The organism is Leptolyngbya sp. CCY15150 (genome assembly GCF_016888135.1).
Lineage (GTDB): Bacteria > Cyanobacteriota > Cyanobacteriia > RECH01 > RECH01 > RECH01.
The window spans coordinates 1-22,626 of record NZ_JACSWB010000288.1 but is presented as its reverse complement, the minus strand read 5'-3'; the positions used below and the strand labels follow the sequence as shown (position 1 = coordinate 22,626).

The 22,626-nt window shown below is 50.2% G+C and carries 11 protein-coding genes and 1 pseudogene; 6 read left to right on the top strand and 6 right to left on the bottom strand.

The features are described 5' to 3' along the window. The 3 genes from JUJ53_RS22340 to JUJ53_RS22330 all read right to left on the bottom strand — a co-directional run. On the bottom strand, nt 1-2,321 hold a 2,321-nt coding region (locus tag JUJ53_RS22340; RefSeq protein WP_204154264.1), incomplete at its 3' end, for a filamentous hemagglutinin N-terminal domain-containing protein. A 276-nt stretch (nt 2,322-2,597) separates the two neighbouring features. Beyond that, nucleotides 2,598-4,475, bottom strand: coding sequence for a S8 family serine peptidase (locus tag JUJ53_RS22335; RefSeq protein ID WP_204154263.1), 1,878 nt, complete (start codon nt 4,473-4,475; stop codon nt 2,598-2,600). A 298-nt stretch (nt 4,476-4,773) separates the two neighbouring features. Next, nucleotides 4,774-8,976 (bottom strand): filamentous hemagglutinin N-terminal domain-containing protein, encoded by a 4,203-nt coding sequence (locus tag JUJ53_RS22330; protein WP_204154262.1) that lies wholly within the window; start codon nt 8,974-8,976, stop codon nt 4,774-4,776. A 652-nt stretch (nt 8,977-9,628) separates the two neighbouring features. Between JUJ53_RS22330 and JUJ53_RS22325 the strand changes: the two genes are divergently transcribed. After that, nucleotides 9,629-10,252 carry a DUF928 domain-containing protein gene (locus JUJ53_RS22325; RefSeq protein ID WP_204154261.1) on the top strand — a complete coding sequence of 208 codons (624 nt, stop codon included), beginning with the start codon at nt 9,629-9,631 and terminating at the stop codon, nt 10,250-10,252. A gap of 57 nt (nt 10,253-10,309) precedes the next feature. Here the strand turns inward: JUJ53_RS22325 and JUJ53_RS22320 are convergent, their stop codons facing one another. Beyond that, nucleotides 10,310-12,901 carry a CHAT domain-containing protein gene (locus JUJ53_RS22320; RefSeq protein WP_204154260.1) on the bottom strand — a complete coding sequence of 864 codons (2,592 nt, stop codon included), beginning with the start codon at nt 12,899-12,901 and terminating at the stop codon, nt 10,310-10,312. Nucleotides 12,902-13,262: 361 nt separating this feature from the next. Here JUJ53_RS22320 and JUJ53_RS22315 point away from each other — a divergent pair, with 361 nt between their 5' ends. Then, nucleotides 13,263-14,957, top strand: a complete 1,695-nt coding sequence (locus JUJ53_RS22315) for a ShlB/FhaC/HecB family hemolysin secretion/activation protein (RefSeq protein WP_204154259.1) — start codon at nt 13,263-13,265, stop codon at nt 14,955-14,957. Between the two features lie 310 nt (nt 14,958-15,267). Continuing rightward, nucleotides 15,268-16,197 (top strand): annotated as a pseudogene (locus tag JUJ53_RS22310) (IS5 family transposase). Nucleotides 16,198-16,366: 169 nt separating this feature from the next. Here JUJ53_RS22310 and JUJ53_RS25640 read toward each other — a convergent pair. After that, nucleotides 16,367-16,564, bottom strand: a complete 198-nt coding sequence (locus tag JUJ53_RS25640) for a type II toxin-antitoxin system HicA family toxin (RefSeq protein ID WP_343328014.1) — start codon at nt 16,562-16,564, stop codon at nt 16,367-16,369. 8 nt (nt 16,565-16,572) lie between these two features. Continuing rightward, entirely contained in the window at nt 16,573-16,818 is a 246-nt protein-coding gene (locus JUJ53_RS22305; protein WP_204154258.1) for a DUF1902 domain-containing protein, read from the bottom strand. Nucleotides 16,819-16,965: 147 nt separating this feature from the next. Between JUJ53_RS22305 and JUJ53_RS22300 the strand changes: the two genes are divergently transcribed. The 3 genes from JUJ53_RS22300 to JUJ53_RS22290 all read left to right on the top strand — a co-directional run. Next, complete coding sequence (locus JUJ53_RS22300; RefSeq protein WP_204154257.1) at nt 16,966-17,742, top strand: tetratricopeptide repeat protein; 777 nt, start codon at nt 16,966-16,968, stop codon at nt 17,740-17,742. Next, nucleotides 17,727-19,880 carry a CHAT domain-containing protein gene (locus JUJ53_RS22295; RefSeq protein WP_343328015.1) on the top strand — a complete coding sequence of 718 codons (2,154 nt, stop codon included), beginning with the start codon at nt 17,727-17,729 and terminating at the stop codon, nt 19,878-19,880. Before JUJ53_RS22300 ends, JUJ53_RS22295 begins: the two co-directional genes overlap by 16 nt. A 401-nt stretch (nt 19,881-20,281) precedes the next feature. Beyond that, nucleotides 20,282-22,626, top strand: a 2,345-nt coding sequence (locus tag JUJ53_RS22290; RefSeq protein ID WP_204154255.1) for a tetratricopeptide repeat protein, incomplete at its 3' end; no start/stop codon positions are given.

Genomic DNA, 22,626 nt, shown 5'->3' with positions numbered 1-22,626 from the left:
ATACTGCCTGCATTGCCTTCCCCCAGGGTACTGGCTTGCAGCCGAGCCCCATTAAACACTTCCAGAGTAGAAGTAAAGATGGTGATATCGCCGCCGTCCCCTACTGCATCATCCTCAACCGTGCTTAAGGCAGCGCTACTGAATGTGCCATCCTCAGAGGTACCGGCAAAGGTGACGCTATCGTCTGCCCGAATGACAACATTGCCCGCATTACCTTGTCCTCTAGTATTTGCTATTAGCGCTGCGCCATTGAGAACTTCTAGGATAGTTGTGGAAATGGTGATATTTCCCCCATTTCCCACTGCACCATTCTCGACCGCGCTTACAGCAACACTTCTGAGTTGACCATCCTCAGATGTCCCGGCAAAGGTGACGCGATCGATTGCACGAATCAGCACATTTCCTGCATTCCCTTCTGCAAAGGTACTGGCTGTTAGCAGTGCCCCGTTGCGTACCTCTAGAGTTGTAGTGCGAATCTCGACATTACCACCGTCACCAATGCCGCCTGCTTCTGCCGTACTGAAGGCTCCACTGCTGAATTGACCATCCTCAGATGTCCCAGAAAAGGTGACGCGATCGCGTGCCCGAATTAGGACATTTCCTGCATTCCCCTCTCTGTTGGTACTGGCTTGTAACTGTGCCCCATCTAGAACCTCTAGAGTAGCGGTGCGAATCTCGACATTACCGCCATCACCAATGCCGCCTGCTTCTGCCGTACTGAAGGCTCCACTGCTGAGTTGACCATCCTCGGAGGTGCCTGAAAAAGAGACGCGATCGCCTGCCTCAATCACCACATTGCCGGCATTGCCCTCACCACCGGTACTGGCTGATAGCACTGCCCCATCCAGCACCTCTAGGGTGTCGGTGCGAATCACCACATTGCCGCCGTCGCCAACACCTCCTGGATTGACTGTACTGAAAGCCGCACTGCTGAATTGACCATTTTCAGATGTCCCAGAAAAGGTGACGCGATCGCCTGCGCGAATCAGGACATTTCCTGCATTCCCTTCTGCAAAGGTACTGGCTTGTAGCACTGCCCCGTCCAGCACCTCCAGAGTGTCGGTGCGAATCACCACATTGCCGCCGTCGCCAATGCCATTTGGTCCTACCTCACTGCTAGCCCCACTGCGGACTTGACCATCCTCAGATGTCCCAGAAAAAGAGACGCGATCGCGTGCCCGAATTAGGACATTGCCTGCATTCCCTTCTCCAAGGGTACTGGCTGATAATAATGCCCCATCGCGTACTTCTAAAGTGACGGTGCGGATCTCAATATTACCTGATAGTCCTGTGGCATTTGCGAAGACAATGTTTCTAATACCAGATCCTTCTTGCAATAAAACTTGCTCAGATGCATTTAACGTAATATTCCCCGCTAGACTATCAGGAGAACCTTGACCTGGGATAATTCCAGCAAGTAGGTTACTCCCACCTGTTAACGTGATAGTCCGAGCAGTAATATCTATTTCACCCCCACTATCAGCAGTTGGCACAGTGATGAATGCATCATTGGCAAACTCAACATCACCACGCTGCAGTCTCCTTGGCAGTTGCAAACGCCCCTCAGTCGTCAGATCCACTTGTCCAACACCATTAACTGCCGCCAACTCAACCCGCCCTCCCAGAGCTGCGATTCTGCCACGATCGAATTGAATATCACCGCCGAGGAAGAGGAGATCCTGCCCATCGACAACTCTCAGACCGAATAATTGATCACCTGTAGGGGCGAACCCCGCAAATGCTACAGAGTTATTGGTAATAGCACCCGGATTGAGCTGATTGAAGAAAAATGCCTCGGGATTGACCGTGAGGAGCGGTGATGGAACTTCAGGTGTAAGTGCACTAAACATCTCCTGCCCCCCAAACCCAATCCCATCCGCCGTTGTCGCCACAAACGACCCTTGTAGATTGAGCTGGGCATTAAGCCCAAACACAATGCCATTGGGGTTCATCAAAAACAAATTGGCATCACCACCCACCACCCCAAGCGTACCCAGAATATTGGATGGATTATTACCCGTCACACGAGTCAGAATATTCTCCACCCCCGCTGGGTTTAGAAAAAACACCCCACCACCATTCTCAACATTAAACTCCTGAAAGCTATGAAAGAGATTAATGTCTCGCTGCGCCCCCCCCAATATTCCGAATAACCCTCCACCCGCATCAAAGATCTGCGACTGCTCCGCCCCCAATGTACCGTCTGGAATCAACTGGGCATCCGCCGGCCTCGCCGCGATCGCTCCCATGACGACCATGGTTCCCACCGTTGTAGCGAATTTGAGCAAGGTTAATGGCGATCGTACAGCAAGGTGATGCATCATCGTTCTTGTCCAGCGTAGTTGATGTTCAAAGAATAACCCAAGATAGCCTTAGCTGTTCAATACGTTTTTCATGATAGTCAAGTGAGCTGTCCTGAGGAAAGCGATCGCTCTCTGGGACTTGATTTAATCCTTTTAGGGGCGATCGCACTTAGGTGAGATGGTTTGAGGAAAGCGATCGCGCTTTAGGACATGATCTGGTTTTCCCAAAGGCGATCGCTTTATTGTAAAGATAGGATACTAGAGCATCAAATTACCTATCTAGTTATCTCGTTGTTATGCATAGACTAGCGCCTGGCGAACCGCTGCATCCGCATTTACAAATCCATGACCATAGACTAGATCATAGCCCGGATCACCCAAGTCATGGGCCGTCTGCTCCAGAATCCGCCGCACCGACGATGCACTCAGTCCAGAATTGGCACTCCAGACCAGGGACGCAACCCCAGCTACATTAGGAGCCGCCGCCGATGTTCCATTAAATCCACCTGTATATCCAAACTGAACATCACCATTGACCCGATTAGCCGTAGGTGCTATTACCTCCGACGGAGCCATCAACGTCAGCCCTGTGCCATAATTAGAACCCCACCATCCTGGATAAGAAATGCGTGTTCCTGGTACTCTAGGATTGCCATCCATATCATTGGTTCCCCAAGATGCCCCAACTGCAATCACATTGCTATACCGCGCCGCTAACGATCCAGGATTACTCAGCTCAGATTGATCATCATTGCCTGCAGAGATAACAAATAATGCACTATTCTGATTGGTGGCCACTAGCTGCTCAAAGGCCGGATCAATGCCGCCACGACCACCGAGGCTCATATTGATAACTAGTCTTGTTCCTTGTTGTGCCGCGTAGTTAATCATTGATTGCGTTGCTTGTGCAAGGCTCAGATCCCCAGGATTGCCATCTAACACGTCAATATTGACAACCTGAGAATTCCAGTTGATGCCGCTCATGCCGAGTCCGTTGTTAGACTGTGCTCCAATAATGCCATGGACTGAAGTGCCATGGGAGGTCGTTTTAGGCCCATAACCCGAGTCAAGAAAAGTGCGGAAATAATCATCCTCAATATTGCTAGATATACCAGCAATGTTTGTGGTATCAAAGTCTGGATGAATTGCTCCTTGAGAATTAAAGCCAAGTCCAGTATCCTGAACCCCAACCATCACTTGACTTGACCCCTGCGTAAAGCGCCATGCGTTGTGCACCCCCATCATATGTAGATTCCACTGCTGCGAGAAAAGTGGATCATTGGGCGTAACCGCTAGGTTCACAATACCTTCAGCAAATCGAATGCGATCGATGCCTTCAAATAGCATCTGCGTGCCATTAGAGAACTGAATCGAGTCAAATACCCGTAGGCCATTGCCAGGGTTAAAGGCCACGCCACCGCCTTGAGTGCTAGCCAAGTTCATCGACGTAGAGTAGAAAGATATTGACGATAGGTTAATCGTGTCACCATGACCGCTGCCATAATGTACGTTGCCATTCCCCATGATCACAGCATTCGAAAATCCTGGCACATATCGGAAAGTATCAGCCCCTAACGTCCCATACCCAAAGTAGGACCAATTCGACTGGCTTGAAACACCTGCCGCTTCTAACTGATTCAGTTGTCGATTATTATGATTGATGATCGCTGCGCTAGCTGCAACGGCGTCACCTGCAACATCTGAGGCAGATCTAGTTCGTACACGAAGAATTGAATCTGCCTCAGGGATCTCAGCCATCACAGGTGTTGTACTTCTTGGACGCAGAGTTAGTCCAATGTTGACCAAAGGATCCACTCCCACAGTCCCAACTCTTGAAGCTGCCGTAGATTGCCCGAGTAATATATCTTGGCATTGACGGGTCTGTGAATCTGAACCACCCTCCACTGAAGCTGAACGATCGGTTGTCCATGCCGCCGTCGAAATCATGAAGCGATCGCCCTCTGAGGAGGGGTCTAGGTATATAGACATGGAGCTAGCAGCGGCCCGTTCAAGAATGAGATCCTCCGATAGCCCACCGGGTAGCATGGGAGTAAAAATGGGAGCCAGCCCTGGCAGCAAGGAGCCAGTATCTTCTGTATTTTGAGTGCCATAGGCAAAGCCACTGCCGGAAGAGCTTGTATTGTTTGAGGTTGAAACGGTTGAGTTATACATGAGGTCACCATTCCTGTAAAGCTTGAGAGAATAAGTAGGAAACAAATCAACTGACTTAACCACAAGTTTATAGATACAGGAATGGTCGCGCATTCATGGTTTCTGTCAATCAAGGTATCAGAAAGAGACAACTGACTTGCAGATTTCAGCAATCCAGCTTGCTGTATCTGGTTTCATCTGCCACACCAAAAAGCGATCGCTTCCTAGGTATGGAAAGCGATCGCTATGAAGACGCCTATCACATCTGATGAGATGCGCGATTCATTCAAGGCTTTGGGAGTACGGAGATGTCCATACTCTAGGCACATTCGCGGCTTAAGACTAATCGTCCATCGGGTAACTGATAAACACCCTGGGGTTCCATGATCGGATCTCCGGGCTGCCATAGTCTCTCGTCACTAGATTCCTGCCCGTCGGGGATAGAACGCACATCACCGGTGGAGTAGGTGGCGATCGGTAGGTCACCGGGGCGCTCCGGCAGGCCGCCACCGCCGGTAATCAGGAAGGTGTTGCCCTGGGTGGTGCGGGCAATACAGCTATTGGCGAGTAGTCCTTCAGTATCGATGACGGTTTCTGATAAGTTACTCAGGCTATTTTGAATGAAGCTCGTATCTGGAGTCACAATATCTCCCGATCGCACCTGACCTGTGGCATTAATATCAACGCGATCATTGCCATCAAGGGCCTCGATCTGCTCTCGGGTGAGGATGTCGGTGGCGGGACGATAGTTATCGCCAAAAAAGGCGCGGGTGTCGAGGGTGATGTTGCCGCCGCTGCCATCGACGGAGAAGGCCAGGATATCGCTGTCGCTGAAGGCCACAATGGTGTCGCCCCGTAGGGTAATATCGCCGCCGCCGCCCTGGCCGCTCTGGACGAAGGTGGTGATGTCTGAGTCACCAAAGAGGCGAATATCACGAGCAGACACGAAAATAGCACCGCCGGAGGATTGCTCAGCGGAGGTTGTGAGGTCGCTGTCAGTGAGGATAACGTCGCCTTGGGCCCGAACGGTCAATTGTCCAGCGGTGCCGGTGCCTTGGCTTCGGGCGGAGAGAATAGCGCCATCGTTCATCTCTAGGTCATTGAGGCGGAGGGTGATGTTGCCGCCATCACCGCTGGAGCTAGGTCGGGTGTTGGTGAACAGGCCGCTTTCGCCATTCCCTTCATTAGTAACGACCTCTGTTCCAAAGTCGTCTAAACGCTGGGCAAAGGTTGCATCGCGTCCAGTAATTTGAAATTGGTTAGCATCAACAAAAATGTTGCCAGCGCGCCCTGCGCCGCTAGTACTGCTAATTACTTGGCCGCCCCCTTGAAGTCTTACCTGATCAACATCAAATCTGACATTGCCGCCTTGCTGATTATTATCTGTTCGGGCATTAATCATCGCTCCATTCGCAATAATCAGACTGGGAGACAGCACCGTGATTTGACCGCTTTGCCCAGTGGCGGTAGTAGTTGCAAGTCCAAATAGACCGCTAGAGAACCCGCCTGCTCCAACGCCATCCAGATGGGTCTGACTAGTGCTTACTATTCTAATTTCACCAGCATTTCCTACCCCGCTGGTACTTGCATTCAACTGCGCACCGCCAAGGATGTGCAAAATAGGCGCTGTAATTTCAATATTGCCTCCTTGTCCTACCCCACCTTCTTCAACGGCACTTGCTGCTGAACTGGTTATGACTCCGTCTGTTGCTGTGCCCCTAAATATAACGCGATCGCTTGCTGAGACAATGATATTGCCAGAGTTGCCAGTGCTAAATGTGCTAGCCGTTAACTGTGCACCACTCAAGACCCTTAGACTAGGACTTGTGATTTCAATATTGCCTCCATCTCCTACTCCGCTTTCAGTAACGAGACTGACAGCACTGCTAGATACTTGTGCTTCATCATCCAATCCTCGAAACACAACGCGATCGCTTGCTGAAATGATGATATTGCCTGCACTACCAGTGCCGGCCGTTCCGGTACTGATTGAGGCACCATCGGTAATAAACAAAGATGGCGTTGTGATAATGACATTCCCTCCCTGACCAATACCCGTTGGCTGAACCTGGGTAGCAGCTCCACTATCGAAAAAATTATTATTATTTCTGATGCGACCGCCTTGAAATCGAACGCGATCGCTAGCTGAGATGACTATATTCCCTGCATCTCCCTGTCCGCTTGTGGATGCATTGAGTTGTCCCCCGTCAAGTAGATTCAAAATAGAGGTATTAATTTCAATATTACCTCCTGCACCAATGCCGCTCTCCTCAACACTGGTAATAATACTGCTGCCTCGCCCCAAATCAACTCTGCCGCCAGATGAGACTTGTATGTCTCCCGCATTACCTTGCCCAGCCGTGCTAGAACTTAATTGCGATCGACTAGATATGCTAACTGTAAAAGATGAAATCCTAATAGTTCCTCCATCTCCTCTGCTGTCCTCTGTCAACGAGCTGAATATTTCGCCTTGCCTCATAACAAATCTGTTGCTGGAAGTCAGATCAATATCGCCTGCTCCTCCGTTGCCAAACGTACTGGTGCTCAGATTGGCACCATCTAGTATTTCTATGATAGGTGCAGTTATATTAATGCTTCCGCCAGATCCCACTCCTTCAGATGTTATTTGGCTGCGAGCTATGCTGGGAAATAATCTGCCTTGACTTGTTCCTTGAAACGTAACTCGTCGATCTGCTGAAATAATAATATTGCCTGCGTTTCCCTGTCCAGCAACATTAGCACTGATGTCTGCGCCATCTAAGACTTGTACAATAGGAGCTATCAGATTAATAGTGCCACTTGAACCTAGACTGCCTGGAAGAGTATCGCTTACAATTGTGCTACGAGCGCCATCTTCTTCACGGCTACCTTGAAGTATAATTCGATTGCTTCCAACAATAGTTATGTTCCCTGCATTTCCCTGTCCGTCGAGACTTGCACTGATTGCTGCTTGATCAGCTATCCGTACAAGAGGTGAACGGATTTCTATATTACCTCCTTCTCCAACTGCATTTATTCCAACTGTACTAGAAACACTACTGCGGAATAGTCTATCTTCTCTCTCTCCTTGAATAAGAACACTAGCATCCCCAATAAGCACTATATCTCCAGCGTTTCCAGTCCCAAAAATGTTATTGGTAATCTGAGTACCATCCAGTATTCTGAGGACAGGCGCTATGAACTCTATATTTCCTCCATTACCAACACTATTTTCTTCAACACTGCTAATCAGTCTACTACTTCTGATGATGGCGCGATCGCTTACATCAATGCTAATATCTCCAGCATCTCCTTCCCCCAATATGCTGGTCGATAGCTCTGATCCATCTAACATGAGCAGAATAGGAGTCGAAACGTTAATATTCCCACTGTTTATCGTATTTGGATTGAAGATTAGACTGCCAACCATACTTGATGACATGAATAGGTTTTCACTGGCGGTTAGCGTGATGTCTCCAGTAATAGTTTGTCGATTATCTGGGAAGATGGATGAGTCAGTAGTTGTCATAACGCTTCCATCTTCGAGAGAAATCGATCGAGCATTGGCAGAGACCCCACCACTGTTATTTATGATAAAACTAGATACAACTCTTAATGTATCAGCTACGTCTAGAATGATTGCGCTCAGTTGTGGCGGTATATCAATGTTTGCCGGGGCAGGAACTGCATCAACAGTGAGAAAGCTAAAGTTCTCGATGGCAATATTTCGAGCAGTCATCACAATATCGACACTTTCATCAGTGATGCCAAGATTAATTAAGGCACCAGCAACTCTAATATCTCCTCGCTGTAAATTATTGGGGAATCTGAGTTGTTCATTGTTTCCTATTCTCACCCTACCGGTTTCGCCCACTGACCCTAAGTTAATTTGCCTGCCTTGGCTGCGTACAAGAGCATTCTCAATAGTAATATTACCTCCCAAGAAGGTGAGGTTTCCGCTCCCCAAGGTCTGAACCGCTCCATTAACAGTGATGTCTCCTATGGGAATTTGGTTGAAGAAAAAGGCTGATGGGTTAACTATCAACAGTGGTTCTGGAACCTGAGGGTTCACAGCAGTGAACGTGCCCTGTTGCCCGAAACCAACGCCACTGGCTGTGGTGGCAACAAAAGAGCCTTCAATATTTAATATGGTTGTTCCGGCAAAGATAATTCCATTGGGGTTAATCAAGAACAAGTTTGCATCGCCTAAGACACCTAAATTACCAAGAATATTGGAGGGATTATTTCCAGTGACTCGACTCAATATATTGTCAACACCTGCTGGATTGACAAAGAAGACTGATTCATCTTGCGCAACATTAAACTCTTGAAAACTGTGAAAAAGATTAATGCCTCTCTGAGCGCCTCCAAAAACGCCGATAAGACCACCCGTATCCAAAATCTCTGATTGTTCTGCTCCCAATGTACCATCTGGTATGATTTGGGCGATCGCCCTCTGTGGACTGTACAAAACTCCTAGCCCGGCTAATGTTGTTGTGCTCATCAAGCAAACAAAAGATATGCGATCGCGCCAACTATCCATGGATATCACCCTAATTAATGAAAAAGAGACACGTTAACATTTCAAAATGAAATAGATCAGAATAATGGTGTGGCTCAACATTCAGCCAGATTTTGAAGACGATACAGTAGCATCATTATGCTTGATTGCACTATTCTGCAATGCTTCTTCCTCATCTGGCAACGAAGTTTACATAAACATAAGATGTCTAAGCTGGAGAGATTGTTTACTGTAAAGGTATAAGGATATTAAGCAAGGAGACGTCATGACTATTCAACTTGGTCAGTTGGTTCACACCAGCGCACAACCTATCGTCCTAGCTGCTCTCAGCTTTGTCGATGATCTCCTCCTGATCATCTTGTCTACCTTAAACATCCATTGGATGGGTCTACAATGGCTAGCCCCCCTCTTATTCACTGCTTCTAGCCTGCATGGAATCGTGAAACTCTATCAACATTATGCTCAACGTCCTCTGTTATATTTAACACCTGTGATAGATTAGGTATAGTGCTACACAACTGGATCATAGATTTATCATTTATCAATCAACTGCTGCATTGATTACCCCCATCATTTGGTGACAGTTATGCTGTTCAAATCCTTTAACCGACTGTTCTCAGGACTGTATTCCCCGCTAACCATAAGCCTGAACCTTGTCCTCCTACTCGGGATCGTGTCCCCAGCTTTGGCAAACTATGTGCCACCGAGCGAACCTTCCAGCCCTCCCCCTAGCTCAACGGGCACAGGCGGTACTAGGGGTGGCTGTGGCAATAATCTTGGAGAAGAAGGGGAAGGACTACCTTTCCTGGTCTTAGCTCCCCAAACCCATGTAGGACAAACTGCAGCAACTCATCCAACTGTTGCATGGTTCGTACCCGATGAAGAGGAATATCTCGTAGAGCTTTTTCTCGATAGATATAGTGAAGATGCTAGCCCCCAACGTGTTCATTCCACGGAAATACCAAGCGAATTTGGCGTGATGTCCTACACACTACCGGATCATCTGCCAGCTCTAACGCCTGGAGATTACCGTTGGCGAGTTGTGCTTGTTTGCGATTCAAACCGTCCATCCAGTTCACCCGTGGCAGATGCTGATTTACAGGTTGTAGCTTCTCAACGTTTTGCAGAAGAATCTGCTGATGCCTATGCAGAAGCGGGGCTTTGGTATGATGCACTAGCAGCAGCTCTAGAAACCTCTGAACAACTGGAGTGGCGATCGCTTCTAGAAGATTTATCATCTCTTGAAGACGATGAACGAGCTAATAAGCTGCTACAGATTAGTGAGCTGGATCTGTAACAGATATCCAAGTGCCAGTTTATGAACTCTTATTGTCAATAAACTGGCACTTCATGATTACAGCCAATTGCCGACTAGAATAAAAGGTGCCCAGTAGGCAGGATGAGCCGTGACGCCCCCAGCACGGATAATTTGAAGCTGTGCGGCTTGTAATGCCTCTGCTTTATTCTTCTCTGGATTGTCACGTAAGTTGATGTAAAATTGACTGGCAACCTCGGCAGTTACGGCATCATCTATGAACCACAGAGAGGCGATCGCACTCTTAGAACCGGCTTGTAAGGCCACCCCTGCTAGACCAAGAGAGGAGCGATCGTCTCCAATAGCGGTTTGGCAAGCGGTTAAGGATAAAAGTTCAATGGTGTTTTGCTGGAGCGCCTGCCGCAGGGTAATATCTAGGTCGGTGAGGGTCAGCTTTTGGGCATCACCGGTGACTAAGAATGTATTTTGAGGTTCTACTCCAAATTCCCCATGGGTGGCAATGTGAATGATGGGGTAAGATGTTCGAGAGAGTTCTGCCTGGAGACGCTCACGGGTAAAGTCTTGGTTCAATAAGCCTAGACTGCCTGGCAGTTGAGCCTGAATGGCTGCAATTTCTTGGGCCACATTACCGAGTGCTGGAAACCGTTGTCCATCTACGGTTGTTTCTTGGGTTAACCCTAGGGCCAGGGCTCGTAAACGCTGTCGATTAATAGGACGGGAATCGGTCAGGGTCAAACTAGGGGTTGTAGCGATCGCATATTGTTCAATCAAAAACTGCTGGCGATCGCTATCATACAAAGCCCCCATCGGCACACTCCGTAAAATACCATCTTGGATAAATACGAGAGTCTTGATATTGGCTGCCGTTAACTCTGATTCAAAGGGAGCAATAATCCAACGATATAAACGCTCAGCCTGCTGAGGATCAAAGTCATCAAAAAATCGTTCTAACCCAACTCGATAGCTATTGACCTCATCCCGGAAGGCTTGAGCCGAACGATCAATCCACGTCATTTGCTGACTGCCATCAGGAAAGCTGACCAGCACCGCCGTGCGATCATCTAAAATAACCGTACTGAACACGGCTGTTGCACTCGTTGCCCCGACTAAATCTACCGGTGTTTCACCCACTAATACTAGACATTCATCCCCAAAGTAGTTTTCTAATTCGGCAACTTTGAGGGAGTCTAACTGCGATAATACGGCTGTTACATTATCTCGGCTTACCGGCGTAGCCTGACCTACCTGTCCTGCTTCTCGTTCCAGTCGTAACGTTACGAGTTGGCGATAGAGTGGATCGATGGTGTCACGAAAGTCATATTGCAAATCTTGATTAGCAATTAATAAATCACTGCGAATATCTTCCAGGGTTTTGATAGACTGCTCATAGGCAGCGATCGCCTCTGATTCATAGCCTTCAGATCGCAGAATGCGCCCAGTCTGCCATTCCCAGAGATATAAACTATCCTTAGCGCGTAAGTCTTGCTCTGCCGACCACCGAGCTTGCCGGGTTAGCTCAAGGGCTTGGGTATAGTTGCGTTGACACTCGAAAATATGCCCAAGTTCGCCCAGGGCAAACGACTCAAGCCGCAGGTTCTGGATTTGCCGAGCTGTTTGAAGAGCTGTTTCTAATAAGGTCACAGCATCGGATTGTACTCTTGAATTGATACACTGCAATGGATGAACGGCTTGCCTATCGTTGCTAGAAGTATCTGTTGCTACCGTTAACTCCAAAAATTGCACCATATGAATAGCTGCGATCGCCTTCTCCCGAGAGGCAGGCAGGCGAGATAGGAGCTGTCGTGCATCCTGAAGAGAGGTTTGGGCCAGATCAATGTTTCCTAGCCGAGCTGCTGGAGAGATCAGACTCAGTAATAGGCGAATTTGGCTCACCTGATCGTCGCGTTGCTGCGCTTGGGTTAAGGCTTCTTGTAAATAGGTAAGGGCGTCTTGATCGTAGGTCGTGCCTTGGCGGCGAAAGTCAGCAGCATCCGTAGTATCCCCAATCTGTTCAGCGGAGGCACCCCGCTGATAATTGATTTGAGCAAGGCCGAGAGTTGTATGACCCAAGCCGCTCAGCGCCGCCGTCATCATGGCGCTATCATCCACGGCACGGCTCAAGTCTAGACTTCTCTCTAGATACTGAGTTGCTCTATTATAGTCTCCGCGCAATCGATGGGCTTCGCCTAGGCTACCGAGGGCAGCGGCCTGCAGCCGTTGATGATCTTCTCCTTGGAGTAATCCCAGCGCACTGCCAGGGGCACAGGTATCTTCACTCGGATCATTGCATAACAGCGTGATCGCTTGGCGATATTGTCCAAGCCTTGTATAAACCTGAGCTTGCTCCGTGAGCATTCTCCCAACCTGTTCTCCACGATTGAGATCTCGATACGTCGCCGTTGCCTGCTGCCAATAGGCGATCGCTTGTTCTAGCTGTCCTAACTGTTGATGAGCACGAGCTAAGTTTTCTAAAACAATTACAGCATCTGAGGGGCGATCGCGCTGTTGATAGGCGGCTAGGGCAAGCTGCCAGTGGGCGATCGCGCTTTCATACTTGGATTGGAGATAGTCCTCTACTCCTTGCTGAACAAGCTGTTCTGGAGATAGAGTTCTATCTATACTATCTATTTCAGAAAATCTTGTTTCTACCTGAAGCGGGTTGAGGGCCAAAGATCGCTCTAACGCTATTTGACCTATTGCTGGGAGATGACTTAGTCCAAAACTAAGACTTAGGCTAGCTATCAGGAGTACGTAGAAGCCCCACTGTCGAATCGTGCGCCGATGCTGTTTAACCATGAGAGAATCCTTACATGAGACCCCAATGCTACGCTAAGCTTACTAGCTTCTGCCTCAGTTGACCTTGATTGATCACATTGTTTAAGAAAGTATCAGAATTTTGACTAAATGTCGTCTGCTATCGCAATTGTCGTTTTATACTAAGCATGATCTCAGTGCTTCTGTATCAAACAGAAAGATAAACAACGTGATTCAAAAACTAACGTGGACGCTGTTTTTGTGCTCCGGAGTGGGGATGACGTTCAGTGTTGCACCCCAAGCCCTGGGTCAAACTACCTTGCCTACTGATGGACTTCCATCTACCGACTTGCCAGACATTGTCGATCCTAGTCTTTCGCCACCTATTGATTTAGCCCCGCTCCCCAATCCTGATTCGCCTCCGTCGCCACCACCTGCTATCCTTGAATCTCCTGAATCTTCTGAAACAGATGTTCCTTCAGATCCAAATCTGCCACCCAGTCAGACATTTAACGTTACAACGATAGAGGTTCAGGGAAATACTGTTTTACAGGATGAAATTGCAGCACTCTTGGCTCCCTATGAAAATCAAGTGCTGACCTTTGAAGATCTGTTTGAAATTCGCTCAGCTATTACCCAACTCTATGTGCAAAATGGCTATATCACCTCTGGAGCTTTTCTGCCCAATAACCAAGATTTAAGTGACGGCATTGTCCAGATTCAGGTTGTAGAAGGAACACTGGAAGATATTGAAATCTCTGGACTAAGGCGCTTACGCACGAGCTATATTCGCGATCGCCTCAACCGCTCATCGGAGCCTCCTTTAAGCCAGACACAACTGGAAGAGTCATTGCAGCTTTTACAACTGAATCCATTGATTAGCCGGGTCAATGCTGATTTAACCGTCGGCAGTGCTCCAGGGCGCAGTATCTTACGGGTTAATCTAGAAGAAGCTCCAGCATTTCGAGCTGGTATTGAAAGTAACAATTATCAATCCACGAGTATTGGGTCAGAACAAATCAGTCTCAATATCAGTCACGAAAATCTACTAGGCTTGGGCGATCGCATCAGTGTTGGCTATGGTTTAACTGAGGGGCTGGATAATGGAGCAATTAGCTACACTGTGCCTTTTAATACTCTGGATGGCACCATCCAGCTTAGCTATACAACGACAGAGTCTCGTATTGTGACACCCCTCTTTCGTGACCTTGATATTCGTAGTGATGCCGAAACATTTTCCTTGGGCGTTCGCCAACCGCTTGTGAAGCAACCATCTCGTGAGTTTGCGCTTGGACTTAATCTTGATATGCGCCGCAGCCAAACCTTTATCCTGAACGATATTCCATTTTCCTTCTCAGAGGGGCCAGATGATGGAGAATCTCGGATCACGGCACTGCGGTTTTCCCAAGATTGGATAGAACGAGGCAGCAGCAGTGTTTTGGCAGCGCGATCGCAGTTTAGTGTGGGACTGGATGCCTTAGGAGCCACAACGAATGATATTGGCACAGATGGCCGCTTCTTCTCATGGCTAGGTCAGTTTCAGTGGGTGCAGCAAGTCTCTCCACGGCTCGTCGTTTTAACTCGCTTCAATGCACAACTCACCCCAGATTCACTCTTGCCGCTGGAGCGATTTGGGTTTGGCGGTGTAGATACGGTGCGAGGTTATCCACAAAACCAGTTGGTGACGGATAACGGCATTTTAGGATCCGTAGAAGCCCGCATCCCGGTTCTTGCCAATTCCGCTACTCTGCAAGTGACTCCATTTCTAGATGTTGCCCATGGCTGGAATAATCAAACACTGACCCCTGAGGAAAATACCCTGGCAAGCGTTGGGCTTGGTCTACGCTGGCTTGCCACTCGTAACTTAGTGTTTCGGCTAGACTATGGTATTCCCCTCATTCGAATAGACAATACAGGTAACTCCCTGCAAGAAAATGGTCTCTATTTCTCAGCCCGCTATCAACCCTTTTAGGAGATTTCAGAAATAACGCTCCAGACCATCTTATGTGTAGATCATGCATTAGCCATCATCATTACCCAAGAAAAAACAAATAGGTATAATAAGAAAGCATTTAGAGTTTAGTTTTCACACAAGCATAACACTATGGTGAATGGGGTCGAGTGACCTTACCTAGGACTTGCTGAAAAAAATCACAACAAACTGTAAGGAACAGTTGGTAGTGCGTCAAATTAATGTGGGATAGGGGCGTTGTTGCATGAATAGGGGGTTGCGGAGGAACAACGTGATAAGTTTGAAGTACCACCTAAAAACTTTCACAACGATGACAAGCACCATCCGCAACTGGTCTGAGTATAACGCAGGGTTGAGACAGAGAGGAAGCCTGACGTTTTGGGTCGATGAGTCGGTTCTGGAAGCCTGGTACAATCCTGCCATGAGTGGTAAACCCGGTGCTTCAAATGCCTACAGTGACCTTGCTATCAGCACCTTTGTGACCCTGAAATCGGTCTATCACCAAGCGGGACGACAAACCCAAGGACTGCTGGAATCCTTGTTTGCGCTGATGCGACTTGAGTTGGACGTGCCAGACCACAGCACGGTGTCACGGCGGATGGGGACGTTGGCGATTGCCTTACCTGTCGTGCCCAAGCGTGGCTAGGTTCATGTAGTTGTTGATTCCACTGGATTCAACGTCTACGGCGAAGGAGAATGGAAGACACGGCAGCATGGCGTGAGTCAACGACGGACATGGCGGAAACTTCACCTTGGAATCGATGAGGCGACGGGAGAGATTATTGCCGCAGTCGTGACCCCTAACGATGTTCATGATGGAGAGGTATTAAACGACCTGCTTGAGCAGATTGAAGGAGAGATAGAGCAGGTCACCGCGGATGGGGCTTATGACCATGAGCATTGCTATCAAGAGATTGCTGAGCGTGAGGCAAACGCTGTGATTCCACCTCGTAAAAATGCTGTGATTTGGCAGCATGGCAACTGCAAAGCGCCACCACATCCAAGAGATGAGAATCTGCGCTACATTCGTAACCATGGGCGAAAGATATGGAAACGAGACTTCAAGTATCATCGTCGTTCCCTTGCTGAAACCACCATGTTTCGACTCAAAGCAATCTTTGGCGGCAAGGTTCGTTCTCGTAAGTTTGATAACCAGGCTGTGGAGTTACTGCTCCAATGTGCGGCCCTTAACCGGATGATCCAGGTTGCTAAACCTGATTCTGTTTGGGTTGCAGATTAACAGTTCATTCCCTCATACCACTGGTATGACTTATTCTTGATTCATGCAACAACGCCTGACCGATCTCTAATCCAGCAGTGGCAGTTTGCGAAATTCATACGTGTAATTGATGACATGATGAGCTCTTCAGTCTTTAGCTGCACAGTCTTGATTAAAAACGGCACGATCGCTAAAACTGTTTGGGTAATCCGGCTTGTTTGAGAACAGCATTGGCAGTGTGGCGAGACTTAATGGCATTGTCAACAGCAAATCTGCGTTGCGTGATGGGGCTGTACCAGATTTCGTGATCGCCTTTGCCCTGTCGTTCGAAAGAACAGCTTGCACTTTGCAAAATCTGCTTCAGTTTAGGGGTGAGCGATTTAACCATCTTGTTGCCTATGACGCGATCTCGATAATGTCATGCTTGTGGCTGATGAGTTCAAATGCGATCGCCCCTTGATAGTCCGGCGGAATGACGTTATTGAGGCGCAGGAGTTCTGGAATCATGACCCGCAGTTTGTTTTGCAGACTATCCAAGGAGGGGGATTCAGTAACAAGTCCGGGAATGTCGTTGCTGGTGACAACCCAAACGGCAGCCATAGCATCCCAAACGGCATTAATTTGAAGAGGGGGGTGGTTCATACTGGCTGAGATTTTATGCAATTGCCTTTTCTCAAGCATAGCAAATGAGGTGTTTGAACAGATGACGAAGGACATAGGCGAAAACTGCATAGCTGCTTGCTGCCCTGCGACTATGTACGATACGGACGTGATGAGAAACCCCAAACCATGAACGCGAAACTTTTGCCTTTATTAGCCTCGTTGCCGCTGCTGCTGCTCCCCATCGCTACCCCCGCTGCCGTGGTGCTGGTCGCCGCCCCCACCCTAGCCCAAACCGCCCCGCCATCGAACCCTGAAGCCGATGCCTGGGATCTTCTCCAGCAGGGCTTTCAGCAGGTTAATACGGGACAAGCCCAGGCAGCGTTTGAGACCTTTCAGCAAGCGTTATCGCTGTTTCAGGAAACGGGCGATCGCCAGGGAGAAGCGTATGCCCTTGTCGGCATTGGGAGTGTCTATGAGGCCGTGGGTCGTTATCAAGATGCCCTGTCGTCCTATCAAAATGCCTTGCCGATGTTGGTGGAAGCGGGCGATCGCGCGGTTGAAGGAGTCACCTTCCACAACATTGGCTTGGTGTATAGCAACCTAGGACGCTATGAGCAGGCGTTGACCACCTACGAACAAGCCTTAGCCATCCGCACCGAGGTAGGCGATCGCGCGGGAGAAGGAATCACCCTCACTGGTATTGGCTTGGTGTATCGCAGCCTAGGGCGCAATGAGCAGGCTTTAGCCACCTATGAGGAAGCCTTAGCCATTCTTATCGAGGTGGGCGATCGCCGTGGAGAAGGAGTCACTCTCAACAACATTAGCGCGGTGTATGCCGCCCTAGGACGCTATGAGCAGGCGTTAGCCACCTACGAGCAAGCCCTAGCCATCCGCACCGAGGTGGGCGATCGCGCCGGTGTCGGGAAACCCTCACTGGTATTGGCTTGGTGTATCGCAACCTAGGGCGCAATGAGCAGGCGTTGGCCACCTATGAGCAAGCCTTAGCCATCAGCATCGAGGTGGGCGATCGCCGTCTCGAAGGAACCATCCTCAACAACATTGGCTCGGTGTACAATGGCCTGGGGCGCAATGAGCAGGCGTTGACCACCCATGAGCAAGCTTTAGCCATCCGCACCGAGGTGGGCGATCGCGCGGGAGAAAGTGTCACTCTCACCAACATTGGCACGGTGTATGCCGACCTAGGGCGCTATGAGCAGGCCTTGGCCACTTACGAGCAAGCCTTAGCCATTCGCACCGAGGTGGGCGATCGCGCGGGGGAAGGAACCACCCTCAGCAACATTGGTGGGGTGTACAACAACCTAGGACGCTATGAGCAGGCGTTAGCCACCTATGAGCAAGCCTTAGCCATCCTCACCGAGGTGGGCGATCGCGCCGGCGTTGGGCAAACCCTCAACAACATGGGTTTTATTTTAGAGGCCATGGAGCAGCCAGAACTGGCTATTGTCCTGTTCAAGCAGTCCGTCAACCAATGGGAAGACATTCGGGGAGACATTCGCGGACTGGATACAGAACTACAGCGATCCTTTACCGACAGTATTTCCAGTAGCTACCGCTACCTCGCCGATCTGCTGCTCCAAGCCGATCGCGTTCTAGAAGCTCAGCGCGTCCTGGATTTGCTGCGGGTGCAAGAACTGGATGAATATTTGCAAGACGTACAGCGCACCGCCCAAACCGAAGCCGGGGCACCGCTGCGCCCCATTGAACAGGAAGCATGGCAACGGTATGAAGACAATCAGGCGCGTTTGATTGCCTTGGGGCAAGAGTTGCGGGAATTGGAAGCGATTTTTCGAAGCGATCGAACCACCGCCCAACAGGAGCGCGTCGCTGAACTGCGGCAATTGCAGCAAGATTCCCGCACCGTCTTCCAGTCCTTCATCAATAGCGCCGAAATTCAGGCGATCGTGGCCCAACTGCGCACCACCACCGGCGCGGCTAATGTGGAACTGGCCGAGTTGAATGCCCTGCAAGATAATCTCCGGCAACTGGAGCAAACTACCGTCACGCTCTATCCCTTGGTTCTAGACGATCGCCTAGAACTGGTATTGGTGACGCCCAACGCACCCCCCATCCGACGCACCGTTGCGGTGGGGCGCGAGGATCTCAATCGGGCGATCGTCGAATTCCGTTCGGCGCTCCAATCTCGCGGTGATGTCGAAACCCCAGCCCAGCAGTTGTATGACTGGCTCCTGCGTCCCCTAGAAGCCGATCTAGCCCAAGCCGAAGCTGAGGTCATTCTCTATTCCCCGGATGGACAGTTGCGCTACATTCCCCTTGCGGCCCTCCACGATGGCAATCAATGGGTCGCCCAGCAATGGCAGGTGAATAATATTATCGCCGCCAGCCTCACCGATCTTAATAACCAATCCTTTGAAGGCGGGTTATCGATCCTCGCCGCCGCCTTCACCGAAGGACAATATGACATCCCCATCAGCACCCGTACCCTATCGTTTGGGGGACTGCAATTTGCCGGGCGAGAAGTCGAAAATCTGACACAACTAATTCCGGGAACCGATCAGCGGCTCAATCAAGACTTTAATCCATCCATCGTGCTAGAGATGAACGACTTCAACATCATCCACCTCGCCACCCATGCCACCTTCAATCCCGGCCCAGAAGAAGATTCCTTCATCCTGTTTGGCGATGGCAGTCGTGCCAGCCTACAGGATATCCGCAGTTGGAACTTTCCAAACGTGGAACTTATCGTGCTGAGTGCCTGTGAAACAGCCGTCGGTGATATACCGTTGGGCAATGGGGCAGAAGTGTTGGGCTTGGGTTATCTGATGCAGTTGGCTGGGGCAGAAGCGGCGATCGCCTCCCTGTGGCAAGTCAGCGACGGCGGCACCCAAGTGTTGATGGATGCCTTCTATGCGTCACTAAACAACGGCTACAGTAAAGCCGAAGCCCTGCAACGGGCCCAGCAGGCATTGATCACCAGCGATGAAACTGTACTAGAGGGCGATCGCGGCAACGCCACCATAGAAATTATCGATACTCGTACCGGACAACCCTTAGCCCAAAGCACTGACCTGGCCCATCCCTACTATTGGGCACCGTTTATTTTGATTGGCAATGGGTTGTAAGATATCCAAGATAACTAGCCAGGCTCAAATCCATGCAAAGTAATCGAAATCATCAAAGAAATGAGGATTGAAGGTGCCTGCGTTATGGGTTGCCTTTGGGCCGTTCACAGCAGCTAGATCCGTGGTGCGATCGCTCTCAATACACCTAGCACGCAATGGAGGATAGGGCGATCGGGCATTAGATCCCGGTTTTTCTAAAAAACCGGGATCTGGGTGTTCAAATTTTTCTCTTTTCAGGGCCACAACTTCGAGGGTAGCGCATGGAGGTCTTGCATACCTGGGTTGGGTCGGGGACTATATAGGGGCGTTGGCCTCTAGCTTAATAGGACTGATCTGCGATGCGTTGTTCTCGTTCTCGGAAGTCTGCTCCACCGATATCCCGTCCTGCAAGGGATTGGGGTGTGGGTTCGCTGTTGCTGCGGGGGGCTGCCCGGCTGCGGATGGCGGCGGTGGTGATGGCGCTGGCGTTGGTGGCTCCAATGGTGCCGGGAGTGGGGACGGTGCGATCGGCCCTCGCTCAAAGTCAGGTGACGGCTGGCTCGTTTGAACCACTCACCTTTACTGGGGAATTGAACAGCGATAGCCTCATCCTCTCTGATGATGGCAGCTTTTATCAAATCCATGAGTTCTCTGGAAAGGCAGAGCAGATCCTTGTGATGGAGATGGTGAGTGAAGAGTTTGACACTTACTTAATCCTGCAAGATACCAGTGGTAGATACTTAGCGCAGAACGATGACAGCGACGGAACGACCAACTCTAGGATTGCTATCACGCTTCCTAACACTGGTCGTTACACGGTGATTGCCAACTCCTACAGCGCTGGAGAGGTAGGGCGCTATCAGTTGACGATTCGGGAAGGCTCTGCCCAAGAACTGGAACGAGAGGAATCGTTAGCAGAAGCCAATCGCCTCAGTCAACAGGTCAGACAGCTCAATCAACAGGGACGTTATAGTGAAGCGATTCTCCTCGCGCAGCAAGCTCTGGCGATTCGTGAAACGGCGTTGGGCGAGAATCATCCCGATGTGGCCCAAAGCCTCAATAATCTGGCGCTGTTGTATTACGCGCAGGGGAACTACGCCGCCGCTGAACCGCTCTTTCAGCGATCGCTCTCGATCTTTGAAACGGCGTTGGGCGAGAACCATCCCAATGCCGCCATCAGCCTCAATAATCTGGCACTGTTGTATAAAGACCAGGGGAACTACGCGGCGGCCGAAACGCTCTATCAGCAATCGCTCTCGATCTTGGAAACGGCGTTGGGCGAGAATCATCCCAATGTCGCCACCAGCCTCAATAATCTGGCGGGGTTGTATCGAGACCAGGGGAATTACGCAGCGGCCGAACCCCTCTATCAGCGATCGCTTTCTATCTCGGAAACGGCGTTGGGTGAAAATCATCCCAATGTCGCCAGCAGCCTCAATAATCTGGCGGAGTTGTATCGAGCGCAGGGGAATGATGCGGCGGCCGAACCCCTCTACCAGCGATCGCTCGACATCTATGAAACGGCGTTGGGTGAGAATCATCCCGATGTCGCCACCAGCCTCAATAATCTGGCGGGGTTCTATCGAGCGCAGGGGAATGATGCGGCGGCCGAACCCCTCTATCAGCGATCGCTTTCTATCTTAGAAACGGTGTTGGGTGAAAATCATCCCGATGTCGCCACCAGCCTCAATAATCTGGCGCTGTTGTATCAAGACCAGGGGAATTACGCGGCGGCCGAACCGCGCTTTCAGCGATCGCTCGACATCTGGGAAACGTCCTTAGGTGAAAATCATCCCTCTGTCGCCCTCAGCCTCAATAATCTGGCAGCGTTATATCGAGACCAGGGGAATTACGCGGCGGCCGAACCGCGCTTTCAGCGATCGCTCGCCATCTGGGAAACGGCGTTGGGTGAGAATCATCCCTCTGTCGCCCTTAGCCTCAATAATCTGGCGCTGTTGTATCAAGACCAGGGGAATTACGCGGCGGCCGAACCCCTCCATCAGCGATCGCTCGACATCTGGGAAACGTCCTTAGGTGAAAATCATCCCGATGTCGCCCTCAGCCTCAATAATCTGGCGGGGTTGTATCGAGATCAGGGGAATTACGCGGCGGCCGAACCCCTCTACCAGCGCTCGCTCGACATCTGGGAAACGTCCTTGGGTGAAAATCATCCCTCTGTTGCCACCAGCCTCAGTAATTTGGTCTGGTTGTATCAAGCACAGGGAACTATTGCAGCGGCACTGCCACTACTCGAACGAGCCGCAGAAAGTCGAGAATCTCAGCTAGAACTAACCCTAGCCGTCATCTCTGAGTCACGGCGGCGATCTTACCTAGCTACCCTTTCAGCGGAAACCGATCAGGTCATCTCCTTCAATCTCCAAGAGACACCGGATGCGGCTCCCTTGGCGCTGACCACGCTACTCCGCCGAAAGGGACGGGTACTAGATGCCACGGCGGAGAGCTACACTACCCTGCAACAGCAGTTAACCCCAGAAAATCAGGTGTTGCTGGATGAACTGCGTCAAATTGACACCCAGCGGGCTAATTTATTTTTTGGTGAACCCGTGGAGGGGCAGGCAGAACTGGTATCGTCTCTAGAGGCCAGAGCCGAAGCGCTGCAAAATCAGCTAGCACGGGCCAGTGCCGTTTTCCGTACCGAGACCCAGCCCATCACCCTAGAAGCCGTGCAGCAGCAGATTCCAGCGGACGGGGCATTGGTGGAACTGGTGCGCTACGAGCCGTTTGATCCGTCTGGAGCAGGTACTTG

Excerpts from the sequence above, each read along its gene's own strand:
- JUJ53_RS22330 (WP_204154262.1), bottom strand. The coding sequence starts at position 8,976 with ATGGATAGTTGGCGCGATCGCATATCTTTTGTTTGCTTGATGAGCACA.
- JUJ53_RS25640 (WP_343328014.1), bottom strand. The coding sequence starts at position 16,564 with ATGGTTAAATCGCTCACCCCTAAACTGAAGCAGATTTTGCAAAGTGCA.
- JUJ53_RS22300 (WP_204154257.1), top strand. The coding sequence starts at position 16,966 with ATGAACGCGAAACTTTTGCCTTTATTAGCCTCGTTGCCGCTGCTGCTG.
- JUJ53_RS22335 (WP_204154263.1), bottom strand. The coding sequence starts at position 4,475 with ATGTATAACTCAACCGTTTCAACCTCAAACAATACAAGCTCTTCCGGC.
- JUJ53_RS22305 (WP_204154258.1), bottom strand. The coding sequence starts at position 16,818 with ATGAACCACCCCCCTCTTCAAATTAATGCCGTTTGGGATGCTATGGCT.
- JUJ53_RS22315 (WP_204154259.1), top strand. The coding sequence starts at position 13,263 with ATGACGTTCAGTGTTGCACCCCAAGCCCTGGGTCAAACTACCTTGCCT.